Below are 13,057 nucleotides of genomic sequence, written 5' to 3' on the forward strand. Positions count from 1 at the left end.
TCTCATCCAAACTTTGATGGTAGAAGAGTTGCGGAGTAATTATTTTCTTTCCTTGCATGTACTAATTTATGAATAATACATTAATTATTAAATAGTTATAGTATTTTATTTATTTAATATTCACAAAATTTATTTTTAGTATTTTTGGTTGTGCAACAAGCACATCGTATTGGCGAAATGGCGGGATAAGGGAGAAATTGAAAGTCTCTCCTTTTTTTGTCGCAACAGCCTTTTATATTTCCTTTTTTCAGAAATTTAGAAAATAATAAAAGGCTGTTGCTTAGCTTAGTTCAAAATTGCAAGTTTTCACCAATAATATGTTAGAATAAAATGAGTTATATTGTAGTTGACATCGAATCAGACGGTCCCATTCCTGGAGATTATTCAATGATATGTTTTGGAGCAGTGATTGTCAATGAAAACTTAGACAAAACTTTTTACGGGAAAATAAAACCAATTTCAGAAAATTATATACCTGAAGCTTTGGCTATTTCAGGTTTTAGTCGCGAAGAAACTATGACTTTTGATGATCCATATGAAACAATGTTAAATTTCGAAGAATGGATAAAACAAAATTCAAAAGGAAGACCAATATTTATAAGTGATAATAATGGATTTGATTGGATGTTTATTTGTTGGTATTTTCATCATTTTTTGAAACGAAATCCTTTTGGCTATTCATCAAGGAGAATTTCTGATCTTTATTGTGGAATTGTGAAAGATACCTTTGCTCAATGGAAACATTTGAGAAAAACAGAACATACACATAATCCAGTAGACGATGCAAAAGGAAACGCAGAAGTACTTCTTTTAATGAAAAACGAAATGGAACTAAAAATAGATTTACGATAAAAAAACTGCACATAACATAGGTTTTTCAAAATGCGGGGCTAAGTCTAAAATTGAACTTCTCTCCATTTATTCTGCAAATTGTGTTTCATATTTTTTTCTTTAATTTAGGGAATACAAAAAGCATTTGCTACGTTTTGTCATTCTTGAACTTTCGTTCTTAGAATTCCCGCACTTCACAAAGTCTTTTTCCGTTATGTAACATTTTTGATAACACTTAAAATGGAAAATCAGCTTAGAAATACTTCCTCTTGTGACGAATGTAATAGCGACTATTATACAGACATTTCGCAAATGGCAAACCTTTGTCCTGAGTGTTCATATATTTTGTACGGCTGTCAAAATTGCAATCACAACTTTGAAAATGGACGATGCCAGAAATGCTTTTGGAATGGCAGTGTGTTGGACTATATACAGAGTCTAAAAGACAAGAACAAAAGCAAAAAAAATACTTTCAATTATTGACTTCTTTCAGACTAAATATGGAACGACGAATATTTTAATAATCGACCATTGGGATAGTGATAAAGAAGCAATTGGATTGACTGAAAAAAGTAAACAGTTTTTAGCTTACATTTCAACAATTAGCGACAGAGACAATGATTATTATTTGGCGTTAGAAAATCCGTCGGTGGACAATGAACTGGTATACTTGCCAATAGAAGCGTTTTATAATTTAAGTTTGACAGAACTTGAAGATAAATCAATAAAGCATTTAAAACTGACTGAGTAAACAGAATGCACGACACGGATTTTTCATCAGGAGTGCAGAAGTTCAAAATTTATTTAGAATGAATAACCATTTATCCAAGCTAAATTTTTCTAAAGGAACATAAAATTCCAATTATAAAAAAGAAACTACTTATTTTCTTCAGAATTCCATACAAACACACTATGTTCAATTTAATTCTAAGTCATAAGAAAATATATTTTTAGCAAACATGTTTTCGGAAAAAATTATTAAATTTGCCCTGTGAATATAAACAAGACATATTATTACGGAATTTTTAACTCAGATCTGGGATAAGGATTTCTTGTATATATAACTAAAACCTCGTCCTTTGGCGAGGTTTTTTATTTTTAAAATTTAGATAAGATGAAAATAAGTATCATTGGTGTAGGATTAATCGGCGGATCGATTGCCTTAAAATTAAAACAGAAAAAAGCAGCCGATTTCATTTACGGAATCGACAACAATACTGAAAATCTTGATGAAGCTTTAACTTTAAATATCATTAATGAAAAAGCAGATTTAAAAACTGGAATTCAAAATTCAGATCTGGTTATCATTGCCATTCCTGTAGATTCGGCAAGGAAAATTCTTCCTGACGTTTTAGATTTAATTTCGGATAAGCAAACTGTGATGGATGTAGGCTCTACAAAATCAGGAATTGTAAATGCTGTAAAAAACCATCCAAAAAGGTCAAGATTTGTAGCGTTTCACCCAATGTGGGGAACAGAAAACCACGGTCCAAAATCTGCAGTTGCTGAAAGTTTTTCAGGAAAAGCCGGAGTGATCTGCAACCGTGAAGAATCTGCAGAAGACGCTTTAGAATTGGTAGAAAATGTAGTAAAAAGTCTTGATATGCATTTAATTTACATGAATGCGGAAGATCACGACATTCATACTGCGTATATTTCGCATATTTCACATATTACTTCTTATGCCTTAGCTAATACAGTTTTGGAAAAAGAGAAAGAAGAAGATACCATTTTCCAGTTAGCGAGTTCAGGTTTCTCGAGCACTGTTCGTTTGGCAAAATCTCATCCTGAAATGTGGGTTCCTATTTTTAAGCAGAATAAAGAAAATGTTTTGGATGTTTTGAATGAACATATCTCTCAACTTAGAAAATTCAAATCTGCTTTAGAAAAAGATAATTTTGAATATTTGGAAGAACTAATTACCAACGCCAATAAAATACGCGGAATTCTGGACAAATAAAAAAGTCTTTAAGTCTTTAAGTTTTTAAACGCAAAGATTTTATCTTAAAGCTTAAAATTTAGGCAGCAAAGATGAATCAACAAGTTGATTTGATGAAGCTTTGTTTTCAAGCTTTGCGAAGCAAGTTTATTTGCCTTTGTCGTCTAAAATATTATGAACACAAAAATAAAATTTTTGCGTTAAATTCTACAAGTTAAAACCTTTACAGCTGAACAAATTTTCAATCAAACTTCCATAATCTGGAAGTTTTTTTAGTTTTAAATCTAAATAAATTTTTAACTTTATTAAAATATTTTTTAACTTTATTGAAAATAATATTACATTTGTAAAAACAAAAGTCAATGAAACTTCCTATAATTTGTCCGAGTTGTGATCACACACTCAATGTAAGTCAGATGAAATGTCCCGATTGCGGAACCAATGTAAACGGCGATTATGAACTCCCCGTTTTTTTAAAACTCAACAGAGACGAACAGGATTTTATCTTAAACTTTTTTCTTTCCAGTGGAAGCATCAAAGAAATGGCAAAACAGGCAGAGCTTTCTTACCCTACCATGAGAAACAAAATGGATGATCTCATTCAAAAAATTGATCAACTAAAAAAATAATCTATCTATGAACTGGAAAACTATTTTTAATCCTTTTTTAAAGTTTGATGAAAAGAAACTTGTGATAGCCGGAATATTCGTTTTCTTCCTCAATATTTTTATTTGTTATTATGTAGATTTTGTCAACGACAGTATTTTTCATTATTCAAATCTGGATGAAGATCAAGGAATTTGGGACATATTAAAGATCAACAGTTTAAGTTATATTTTAGCAGTTGTTATTCTTTTTATTTTAGCTAAGATCTTAAACGGTAAAACAAGATTTATTGATATTTTAAACACCGTATTCATTTCTCAAATACCGTTAATGGTAATGATCCCCGTGAACGGATTACCATTTTATAAAAAAGCAGTAGACAATCTTTCTGAAAACATCAACACTCCTCAAAGCATCCCGGTTGGAGATATGGCGATGGTGACAGTTTGGGGATTTGTCAGTTTAATTCTTCTTGTTTACAGTATTGTACTTTATTACAATGGCTTTAAAACCGCAACCAATATCAAAAAATGGCAACACATTGTGCTATTTGCATTTGTATCACTCGTAATCACAATTGTAAGCCAGATCATATTTTAATCTAAAAATTTAAAAACATGAAAACCAAACTATTATTAGTGCTGATTGTATTAGCACAGACCTTTTACGCCCAAGAAATAACAGGTTCCTGGAAAGGTGAACTCGATCTTGGCGGAATGACACTTCCATTAGTTCTTGATGTAAAGAAAGAAAATAACATCTACGTTTCTACTGCGAAAAGTCCGAAGCAAGGTGATGAAATAATCCCTGTTGATAAAACCGAATTCATCAACAATGAATTAGTGTTTGAAATGAAAGCTTTAGGAGCATCTTACAAAGGTCAGTTTAAAACAGATCATTTTGAAGGAACTTTTACGCAAAATTCGAGATCATTTCCTCTTAATCTTTATAAAAATGATGGAAAAGAAAAGCCCAACCCGAAAGATGAAAAAATAAAAGGGATTAGCAAAAATGGAATCAACACAGCGAAAATTGATGATCTCTTAAATTACATCAGCCAAAACAAACAGGGAATCGGAAGTATTACTATTTTCCAAAACGGAAAAGAAATTTACCAAAAAAGTTTTGGTCAAGACCAACTATCTAATGTAAAATGGGATAAGAATACAGGATATCAAATTGGTTCTATCAGTAAATTGGTCACTGCCGTTATGCTGATGCAATTGGAAGAAAAAGGAAGGTTTAAACTTGACGAAAAACTTTCAAAATATTATCCCGATGTTCCTAATGCCAATAAAATTACTTTAGAAAACTTAATGAACCACACAAGTGGATTGGGCGATTATGCAGGGCCATGGTTGTTTGGAAAAACAGTAGGTGACAAAGCTATTTTAGACACTATCAAAAAACATGGTGTAGAATTTCAGCCTGGAGAAAGAGAGAGATATTCAAATTCAGGATACTATCTTTTAAGCAGAATTTTAGAGAAAGTTGCGAAGAAACCATACCATGTTTTACTGAAAGAAAATATTACGAGTAAAGCCAATATGAAAAATACGTTCTCGGTTTTAGATAATCAAAAAAACATCTTCAAATCATATGAAAACACAACCGGAAAATGGACAGAAGTAGAAGATTTTGATTTCCGTAACTGCATCGGTTTGGGGGATATCACTTCTACAACTTATGATATGAATTTATTCATTAATGCTTTATTTGATTATAAATTTGTAAAAAAAGAAACATTGGACAAGATGCTTCCTAAATCAGGAAAACCTTTTGGATTAGGTGTAATGACCGTTCCTTTTTACAATCAAATTTCTTACGGACATGGTGGCGACACAGCAGGAACTCATTCGCTTGTTTCTTACAGCCCGACCGAAAAGTATTCGATTGCCACGATTATTAACGGTGAAAAATTAGCGCACAGAGAGGTCTTTTTAGGAATCATTAATCTGGTTTACGACCAGGAATATGAATATCCAAAGTTTACAGAACTAAAAAAAGTATCTGAAAAAGAACTACAAAAATATGAAGGAACTTATTACTCTAAAGATCTTAAAGTAGATTTTAAAATCTTCATAAAAGATGAAAATCTTTTTGCTCAGTTAGCAGATCAGCCTTCATTTCCGTTAGAATATGCTGAAATAGATCAATTTAAAAATGATAATATCGGTGTAGAAATCGCTTTTTCTCTGGAAAAGAAACAATTAAATCTTATTCAAAACGGTAATAACCTTGTTTTTATTAAGAAATAAATTCTAAAAATACTCAGGCGGTTTCATATAAATCGTTTTGAGGATTTTACCAAAACGTACTGAGGATTTACACAAAACCTCAGGACGTTTTTTATTGAAAGTTTCTAAGCTTTTATTTTAACACTCCGGAACGTTTACCGCAATTGCCAAACCTCCTTCTGATGTTTCTTTAAATCGATCATTCATCGACAAAGCAGTTTCCCACATCGTCTGAATAACTTCATCCAAAGTCACTTTAGCTTTAGTCGGATCACTTTCTAACGCAATATTTGCTGCAGTAATCGCTTTCATTGCACCCATTGTATTTCTTTCAATACAAGGGATTTGCACCAACCCTTTGATTGGATCGCACGTTAAACCTAAATGATGTTCCATTGCGATTTCTGCCGCCATTAAAACCTGACCGATACTTCCACCCAAAATTTCCGTTAAACCTGCTGCAGCCATCGCCGAAGAAACTCCGATTTCAGCCTGACAGCCGCCCATTGCTGCAGAAATGGTTGCATTTTTCTTAAATAAAGTTCCAATTTCTCCTGCAACCAAAATAAATCTTGCAATATCATCTTCACTTACAGCATCTGTAAAAGCCTGAGCATACATCAAAACTGCCGGAATTACACCACTCGCTCCATTTGTTGGCGCCGTGATAATTCTTCCGAAGCTTGCGTTCTCTTCGTTTACCGCCAAAGCAAAACATGCGATCCATTTATTGATGTTGGTGAAATTTTCTTCAGCATCAACAACCTGCTGAAACCACTCATCTTTATTTTTATAAATTTTATCGCCTAAAAGTTTTCTATTGATTCCGGCAGCACGACGGGTAACATTCAGTCCGCCCGGCAAAATACCTTCTTTATTAACGCCTTTATAGATACATTCTTTAATCTGTTCCCAAATGTAAAGTGCTTCTTTTCTTGTTTCTTCCTGCGTTCTCCAGCTTTCTTCGTTAATTAAAATTAGATCAGAAATTTTATCGAAACCTAATTTGTCACAATATTTTACGATATCAGAACCGTGATGGCAAGGATAGATGGTACGAACACATTGTTTCTCAATCGAGTTTTTCTCCTGACTCATAATAAAACCTCCTCCTACAGAATAAAAATCCTGCACAAGCTCGGTTCCATCTTCAAAAATCGCTTTAAAAATCATTCCGTTGGGATGATAATCAAGAGTCTGAGACATATTTAAAATCAAATGATGTCCGTAAACAAATGGAATTTCTTTTTCTCCACCCAAATTAATGATTTGAGATTCTTTAATGGTATCTACAATCTTATCAATCTTTGTGGTATCGATAGTTTTAAAATCTTCACCATTTAAGCCCAACATTCCGGCAATATCGGTTCCGTGACCGATTCCCGTTTTTGCCAATGAGCCGAAAAATTCAAGAAAAACTTCTTTTACCTCAGCAATTGACCTTTCTCTTTTTATAATTCTGATAAATGCCGAAGCCGCATTCCACGGTCCCATTGTATGCGAACTTGAAGGACCTATTCCTACTTTAATAATCTCAAAAACCGATATTGATTCCATAAATTAAATTCCAATTTCATGAAAAGCAAATATACATTGAAAATACCTTAGAATGGAAACAATAATTGAGCATTATCTATAAGCTATATTAGTGAAGCTCCATAGGAGCGGAACCTTTGTAGAAAAGAATCGTATGTAAATAAAAAAAGCACTCCATAGGAGTGCAAGATGATATATTATCTAATCTAAAAATTAATTAATTTTCTTCTATCATTTTAAATCTGCGTTATCTGCTCAATCGGCGAGAGAAAAAATGAAATTAATTTTACCATTTCAGACTTTCGCTATGCTGAGAAAGGTCAAGCCCTTGCTCTTCTGAATCTTCTTTTACTCTTAATGTAATAATTCTATCAGTAATTTTATACAAAAGCATCGACCCAAAAAATGCAAAAAGAGAAACCAAGATCAGCGCCATCATGTGATGTGCGAAAATTCCGAACCCTCCATGAAGAAGACTTGCGTTTTCACCGTGAGCAAAAATAGCAGTAAGGATCATTCCCATAATTCCCCCCACTCCATGACAGGCAAAAACATCAAGCGTATCGTCAATCTTTTTTAAAGCTTTCCAGTTGACCATCACATTAGAAACAATCGCAGAAATAAAACCAATGAAAATACTTTCCTGAATAGAAACAAAACCACAACCCGGAGTTATCGCCACCAAACCGACAACCGCACCAATACATGCTCCCAAAGCAGAAACTTTGCGTCCGTTGATTCTATCAAAAAAAATCCACGTCATCATGGCAGAAGCCGAAGCGATTGTTGTGGTACCAAAAGCGATTGCCGCTGTTGCATTGGCGCTTAAAGCTGAACCAGCATTAAAACCAAACCATCCAAACCACAGCATTCCTGTTCCGAGAATAACATAAGGAATATTTGATGGTTCGTGATGTGGATTTTTCCTTCTTCCTAAAACAATGGCTCCCGCCAAAGCCGCAAAACCAGCACTCATGTGAACAACCGTTCCGCCTGCAAAATCTTTAACTCCGAAAAATTTATTTAAAAGCCCTTCCGGATGCCAAACCATATGACAAAGCGGTGTGTAAATGAAAAGACTGAACAAAACCATGAAAACCAAATACGAAATAAATCGAACTCTTTCGGCAAACGATCCCGTAATTAAAGCCGGAGTAATGACCGCAAATTTCATCTGAAAAAGCGCAAACAAAACAAACGGGATGGTAGAAGCCATTGCTTTGTGAGGATAAATACTTACATGATTGAAAAACAGATACGTAAAAGGATTTCCGATAACTCCATAATGAACGCCATCGATCTCAAAGCCGATTGATTCGCCAAAAGAAAGGGAAAAACCCACGACGATCCATAAAATAGAAATTACTCCCAAAGCTATAAAGCTTTGCAACATCGTGGAAATTACATTCTTCTTCCCGACCATTCCGCCATAGAAAAATGATAAACCTGGAGTCATCAGTAAAACCAAACCTGCTGCTGCAAGGATCCAGGCTACATCTGAACCGACAATTTCTTTTTCACTCAGAAAATTTCCGGTATTGGGAATATCAACATCCGGCCTGAAGAATAATCCACCGATTGCCACAATGCAAATGACAACAAATGAAACTTTCCATTTTAAACCAACTTTCATAAGAGCTTTTTATTTTTTTAGTGTTTTTCAAATTACCAAAATAGCAATTTTATATATTTTAATTTTTTAACCCCATCAAAATTAAAAATAAATTTCATAAAAACATATATTTAAAACAACAACCCCTATAAAATTAACAGTATTTTAAAACTAAATGAAAATTTTATTCAAAAGCAATGAAACTTCTTTGTATTTTGTTGCAGGAAAAAGATGAGTTCCCCCTTTAATAACATAATCGGGTTTTGAGTTTTTGAGTGGGAAAACAATATCGCGATCCCCCATAATTTGGATGATGTTATTTTTCTGCTCAAATTTCCATTCTGAAATACGCTGAATAGACCATTTCAGATAATACGGATCGGTAACCCTGAAATATTGATTGACCTTAGGATTTTTAGGATCAAAAAAGTTTCTGAAAACAGAATATGTTTCAAAACTTTTAAGATTGAAGAAGTTCACAGGAATATATTTAGGTATTTTAGTCACCTCTCCCATTTTTATCAACCTCGATTTTTCCTTATCAGATTTAATACTTCCTAAGATTACCACTTTTTCTGCAGCTTTTAGAATATTAATTTCCTGAACCATAATTCCCCCAAAAGAATATCCCAAAAGATAAAAAGGTTCTGAAGTATCGATCTTATCGCCCATTCTTTTCACATAAGAGCTAAAAGATTCATCATTTTCAGGAATCAGCCAATCGATAAAAACAACTTCATGCTCTTTTGGAAACTGCAAACGTTCCAAAACTTTAAAATCGGCACCAAGACCACTTATTACATATATTTTCACCTGATTCTTTTTAATTTAAACAATTAGTCAACACTTCTTGAGTAATTGAGTAAGCTAAAATAAAAAAAGGACCGCTTATCTAAAAGCAGTCCTTTCTATTTTATTATAAATTTAACCTTATAAAGGTCTTTCGTTATCAACTTTTTGTGTAGAAAGTTTAAACTGAATATCCATTTCGTCTTTGATGAAATAGTCTTTCAAAGAATTCTGGTAAACAATTTTGAAGTCTTTTCTGTTCAAAGAGAATTTTGAAGACTCAATTTCTACTGTAAACTGCGTAATATGAGCGTTTGCAGGGAAAGAAATTGTTTTTCTGATGTTCTTAATTGTGATATCACCTACAATCGTAGAATTGTACTCGCTGTTTGCAAGAGGAATAATCTTCTTTAAATGAAACTTCGCTGTAGGGAATTTTTTAACTTCGAAGAAATTGGTTCCTTTCAATTCGTTGGTCAATTTCACCTGATCATCACCAGAAACATCTGCAACAACAAGGCTTCTCATATCGATTACAAACTCACCGTCTACCAAAACTGTTTTATCGAAATTAAACTTACCACTTTTCAGTTTTAGACTTCCGTAGTGAGACGAAGCTTGAGTTTTCACCACTTTATGCCCCCACCATTTGATCTCGGATGTTATCACTTTCGAAACCTTATCTCCTTTTTTCTGAGCAAAAACAAATGATATGCTTGCACACATCATAACAAACAATAGTAATCTTTTCATTATATTTTATTTACAATTCAACAAAAATAAAAAAAAGTGTAGAACTTCTACACTTTTAATAATATTTTTTTGAATATTTTATTTTGCACTTACCTTAACGGTCATTTCTATCTCATCTTTCACAAAAACATCCTTCATTGAAGACTTGTACGCAACATCAAATTTTTGTCTGTCGAAAGAGAACTTATCTGAAGTTAAAGTTACCGTTCCATCTTTCACAGTTACGTTTGCAGGGAAAGAAACAGGGTTTGTTTTACCTTTTACTGTAAGATCTCCACTAACGATGCGATTATATGTTTTATCGTTATTTTTCTTAACTGAAGTAATTTTGAAAGCTGCAGTCGGAAACTTTTCAACTTCGAAGAAATCTCCGTTTTTAAGGTGACCATTCAATTTCCCTTGCATTTCTCCTGAAACATCCGTTGCGTTGATAGAATTCATATCCAAAACGAAAGAACCACCAGCGATTTCGTTTCCTTTCATTACGATGTTTCCAGATTTTACAGTAATCGTACCGTCGTGAGAACTTGCCTGAGATTTAGCAACTTTATATCCCCACCAGTGAACATCAGAGCTTACTACTTTTTTTGCCTGCCCGAAAGCTAATCCACTAGCTAAAACTGCTAATAAGAATATTTTTTTCATTGTAAATTTTTAAATGTTTATTAACGCTGCAAATGTAATTATCTTATTTAATAATTCATCTTGACATACATCAATAAAAATCTTTTTTTGACATGAATAAAATCAGGCATAAAAAAACTCCGAATTTCTTCGGAGCTTATATTTATTCTGTAAAGTAAGCGGTATAAAGTGCCGCACCATTGATACTTGTACTCTCTGTATTGACCAAATAAATAGGAATATTCTTCAACATATCCTCCATTTTGTCACTGATTTTGAATTTCTCGTAGAATTTATCTTTATTGATATATTCTCTAATGATTTGTGGAATATCTCCGGCAATAAGCAATCCGCCTGTCGCTTTCAGTTTTAAAGTAAGGTTATTGGCTTCTCTTGCCAAAAACTCTACGAACGTATCTAAAGCAATTCTACAAATCAACGCATCTTCATGCATTGCTGCTTTGTAGATTTCTTCTGTAAAGTTTCCATTTGCCAAACGCTCAGAAAGCCATTCCGGTTCAGGATGTCTTTTTACATCTCTCAAAAATCGGTAAATATTAAATAAACCTGTTTTTGAAAGTACATTTTCCCAGCTTACAATTCCGTAGATATTATTTAAAAACTGATAAAATTCTACCTCAACATTGGTTCTCGGTGAAAATTCAGAATGCCCTCCTTCCGTGGCAAAAGGTCTTAAATATTTTCCGTCAAAGAAATATCCTGCTTCTCCCAAACCATTTCCGGGTGCAAGAATAGCAACATTTCCTTTTTCAAGATGGCCGCTTGTGTAGATTGCATCCAAATCAGAATCATCCAAAAGACCAATTCCATAAGCAGAAGCTTCCTGGTCATTCAGCATATCAACTTTTTCGAAACCAAATTTGCTGCGATATTCTTCTACATCTAAGCTCCAGTTTTTCAAACGTGCAGGATGACTTTTACCATCTATTACAGGTCCCGGAACCGAGATTCCAAGTCGCTGAACATTTTCAAGCTGAGAATCCTGAATAAACTTCGAAAGAACATCTGTAAAAGATGCATATTCTTTGGTAGGATAATTATTTTTAAATTTAAGTTCTATCCCGGAATTTCCTGAAGTATAATACGCAATCGTAGTTACATCTTCTCTCAAATTGGCTCCGATAATAGAAACATTATCATTATTGGCATTTTTTACCCCTGGTAAATAGAGAGGAAATTTTGGATTTAAGTTCATAATCGCAAATTTTATCAAATATAATAATTGTTTTGGTATTTTTTGTATGGGAACAAAAAACCTTTTCAAAAACTCGAAAAGGTTTGGCTAATAACTGATTATATTGTGTGTAATTATTTCCCTAAAGGAATATTGTACGAAAATCCTGCTCCGATGCTTCCCACATTATAGTCCTGAGAAGCTGGTGATGCAATATCTCCGTTGCTTCCTGCAAAAACTTTTTGGTATTGTACATAGAAATTCCAGTCTCTGTTGTGGTACCCGATTTCCGGTTTAAGATAAAAACCACCATCCGGTCTGCTTACTGTAGAATTGGTTGCAACTTTATCATCACCTACCAAAAATCCGTACCCTAAATCGGCTCCGAAATAAAATCCGGTCTGTTTAGGATATACTCTGAAAAGTGCTGCCACAGGAACAACTCCTACATCATTATTATTATATCCGTTGTTATCTTTTCCAAAATAATGAGTATAACCTGTTGCGATACCTAAACCAAAACCTGGAGTGATCAAATTTTGATAGGCTACATCTACACCTACTGCAGCAGAAACATTATCTGAAGGAACAGCAATACCTGCAGTTGCTCCTACTTTAATCATATTATTCATCTGAGCACTTTGCGCACTTACTAAACCGGCTGTTAAAATTCCAGCTGCTAAAATGGTTTGTTTAAACATTTTCATAACTCTGATTTTTTTTAAATTTTACTACAAGGGCAGATGTAAAAATCATGCCAAAATAATTCACACTTCTTAACACGAAAGCCTAAACATTTCATAAAATAATGAAAATCAACTATTTAAAATCCAAGATATTTAAATAGTTGTTTAAGAGCCTGTTTAAAAAATGAATAATAAAAAAGAGTATGGGCTAAAAACTGGCTAAAAATTGTCATTTTAGAGTTGCAAAAC

12 protein-coding genes are annotated in these 13,057 nt (G+C 33.4%); 5 read left to right on the forward strand and 7 right to left on the reverse strand.

Translation table 11 applies throughout. The annotated features are described in order from the left end of the window. The first annotated feature begins 330 nt into the window (after nt 1-330). The 5 genes from AB671_RS10150 to AB671_RS10175 all read left to right on the forward strand — a co-directional run bounded on the left by AB671_RS10150 (nt 331) and on the right by AB671_RS10175 (nt 5,634). The gene (locus AB671_RS10150; protein WP_066764774.1) at nt 331-852 is read left to right on the forward strand and encodes an exonuclease; all 522 of its coding nucleotides are present in this window, start codon (nt 331-333) and stop codon (nt 850-852) included. 1,093 nt (nt 853-1,945) lie between these two features. Next, nucleotides 1,946-2,791 (forward strand): prephenate dehydrogenase, encoded by an 846-nt coding sequence (locus AB671_RS10160; protein WP_066682207.1) that lies wholly within the window; start codon nt 1,946-1,948, stop codon nt 2,789-2,791. A 341-nt stretch (nt 2,792-3,132) separates the two neighbouring features. Next, entirely contained in the window at nt 3,133-3,399 is a 267-nt protein-coding gene (locus AB671_RS10165; RefSeq protein ID WP_065720434.1) for a DUF2089 family protein, read from the forward strand. Between the two features lie 7 nt (nt 3,400-3,406). Next, on the forward strand, nt 3,407-3,976 hold the full coding sequence (locus AB671_RS10170; RefSeq protein ID WP_066682209.1) for a YIP1 family protein: 570 nt from the start codon (nt 3,407-3,409) through the stop codon (nt 3,974-3,976). 17 nt (nt 3,977-3,993) lie between these two features. Next, a complete protein-coding gene (locus AB671_RS10175) occupies nt 3,994-5,634 on the forward strand; it encodes a serine hydrolase domain-containing protein (protein ID WP_066682212.1) in 1,641 nt (546 codons plus the stop codon). A 117-nt stretch (nt 5,635-5,751) separates the two neighbouring features. Here the strand turns inward: AB671_RS10175 and AB671_RS10180 are convergent, their stop codons facing one another. The 7 genes from AB671_RS10180 to AB671_RS10210 all read right to left on the reverse strand — a co-directional run bounded on the left by AB671_RS10180 (nt 5,752) and on the right by AB671_RS10210 (nt 12,829). After that, nucleotides 5,752-7,170, reverse strand: a complete 1,419-nt coding sequence (locus AB671_RS10180; protein WP_066682218.1) for an L-serine ammonia-lyase — start codon at nt 7,168-7,170, stop codon at nt 5,752-5,754. A gap of 265 nt (nt 7,171-7,435) precedes the next feature. Then, nucleotides 7,436-8,782: an ammonium transporter gene (locus AB671_RS10185; RefSeq protein ID WP_066682219.1), complete on the reverse strand. Its 1,347-nt coding sequence runs from the start codon at nt 8,780-8,782 to the stop codon at nt 7,436-7,438. Nucleotides 8,783-8,932: 150 nt separating this feature from the next. Continuing rightward, nucleotides 8,933-9,574: a hypothetical protein gene (locus tag AB671_RS10190; RefSeq protein ID WP_066681019.1), complete on the reverse strand. Its 642-nt coding sequence runs from the start codon at nt 9,572-9,574 to the stop codon at nt 8,933-8,935. A gap of 117 nt (nt 9,575-9,691) precedes the next feature. Next, complete coding sequence (locus tag AB671_RS10195; RefSeq protein ID WP_066681021.1) at nt 9,692-10,303, reverse strand: YceI family protein; 612 nt, start codon at nt 10,301-10,303, stop codon at nt 9,692-9,694. Nucleotides 10,304-10,381: 78 nt separating this feature from the next. Then, nucleotides 10,382-10,948, reverse strand: coding sequence for a YceI family protein (locus AB671_RS10200; protein ID WP_066681023.1), 567 nt, complete (start codon nt 10,946-10,948; stop codon nt 10,382-10,384). A gap of 142 nt (nt 10,949-11,090) precedes the next feature. Then, complete coding sequence (locus tag AB671_RS10205) at nt 11,091-12,143, reverse strand: glucokinase (RefSeq protein ID WP_066681025.1); 1,053 nt, start codon at nt 12,141-12,143, stop codon at nt 11,091-11,093. A gap of 113 nt (nt 12,144-12,256) precedes the next feature. After that, nucleotides 12,257-12,829, reverse strand: coding sequence for a hypothetical protein (locus AB671_RS10210; RefSeq protein ID WP_066681029.1), 573 nt, complete (start codon nt 12,827-12,829; stop codon nt 12,257-12,259). Between the last annotated feature and the right edge of the window lie 228 nt (nt 12,830-13,057).

The organism is Chryseobacterium sp. BGARF1 (genome assembly GCF_001677955.1).
Classification (GTDB): Bacteria; Bacteroidota; Bacteroidia; order Flavobacteriales; family Weeksellaceae; genus Chryseobacterium.

What these genes read in the sequence shown, in the direction of transcription:
- AB671_RS10150 (WP_066764774.1), top strand. Translation starts at nt 331, where the DNA reads ATGAGTTATATTGTAGTTGACATCGAATCAGACGGTCCCATTCCTGGA.
- AB671_RS10160 (WP_066682207.1), top strand. Translation starts at nt 1,946, where the DNA reads ATGAAAATAAGTATCATTGGTGTAGGATTAATCGGCGGATCGATTGCC.
- AB671_RS10165 (WP_065720434.1), top strand. Translation starts at nt 3,133, where the DNA reads ATGAAACTTCCTATAATTTGTCCGAGTTGTGATCACACACTCAATGTA.
- AB671_RS10170 (WP_066682209.1), top strand. Translation starts at nt 3,407, where the DNA reads ATGAACTGGAAAACTATTTTTAATCCTTTTTTAAAGTTTGATGAAAAG.
- AB671_RS10175 (WP_066682212.1), top strand. Translation starts at nt 3,994, where the DNA reads ATGAAAACCAAACTATTATTAGTGCTGATTGTATTAGCACAGACCTTT.
- AB671_RS10180 (WP_066682218.1), bottom strand. Translation starts at nt 7,170, where the DNA reads ATGGAATCAATATCGGTTTTTGAGATTATTAAAGTAGGAATAGGTCCT.
- AB671_RS10185 (WP_066682219.1), bottom strand. Translation starts at nt 8,782, where the DNA reads ATGAAAGTTGGTTTAAAATGGAAAGTTTCATTTGTTGTCATTTGCATT.
- AB671_RS10195 (WP_066681021.1), bottom strand. Translation starts at nt 10,303, where the DNA reads ATGAAAAGATTACTATTGTTTGTTATGATGTGTGCAAGCATATCATTT.
- AB671_RS10200 (WP_066681023.1), bottom strand. Translation starts at nt 10,948, where the DNA reads ATGAAAAAAATATTCTTATTAGCAGTTTTAGCTAGTGGATTAGCTTTC.
- AB671_RS10205 (WP_066681025.1), bottom strand. Translation starts at nt 12,143, where the DNA reads ATGAACTTAAATCCAAAATTTCCTCTCTATTTACCAGGGGTAAAAAAT.
- AB671_RS10210 (WP_066681029.1), bottom strand. Translation starts at nt 12,829, where the DNA reads ATGAAAATGTTTAAACAAACCATTTTAGCAGCTGGAATTTTAACAGCC.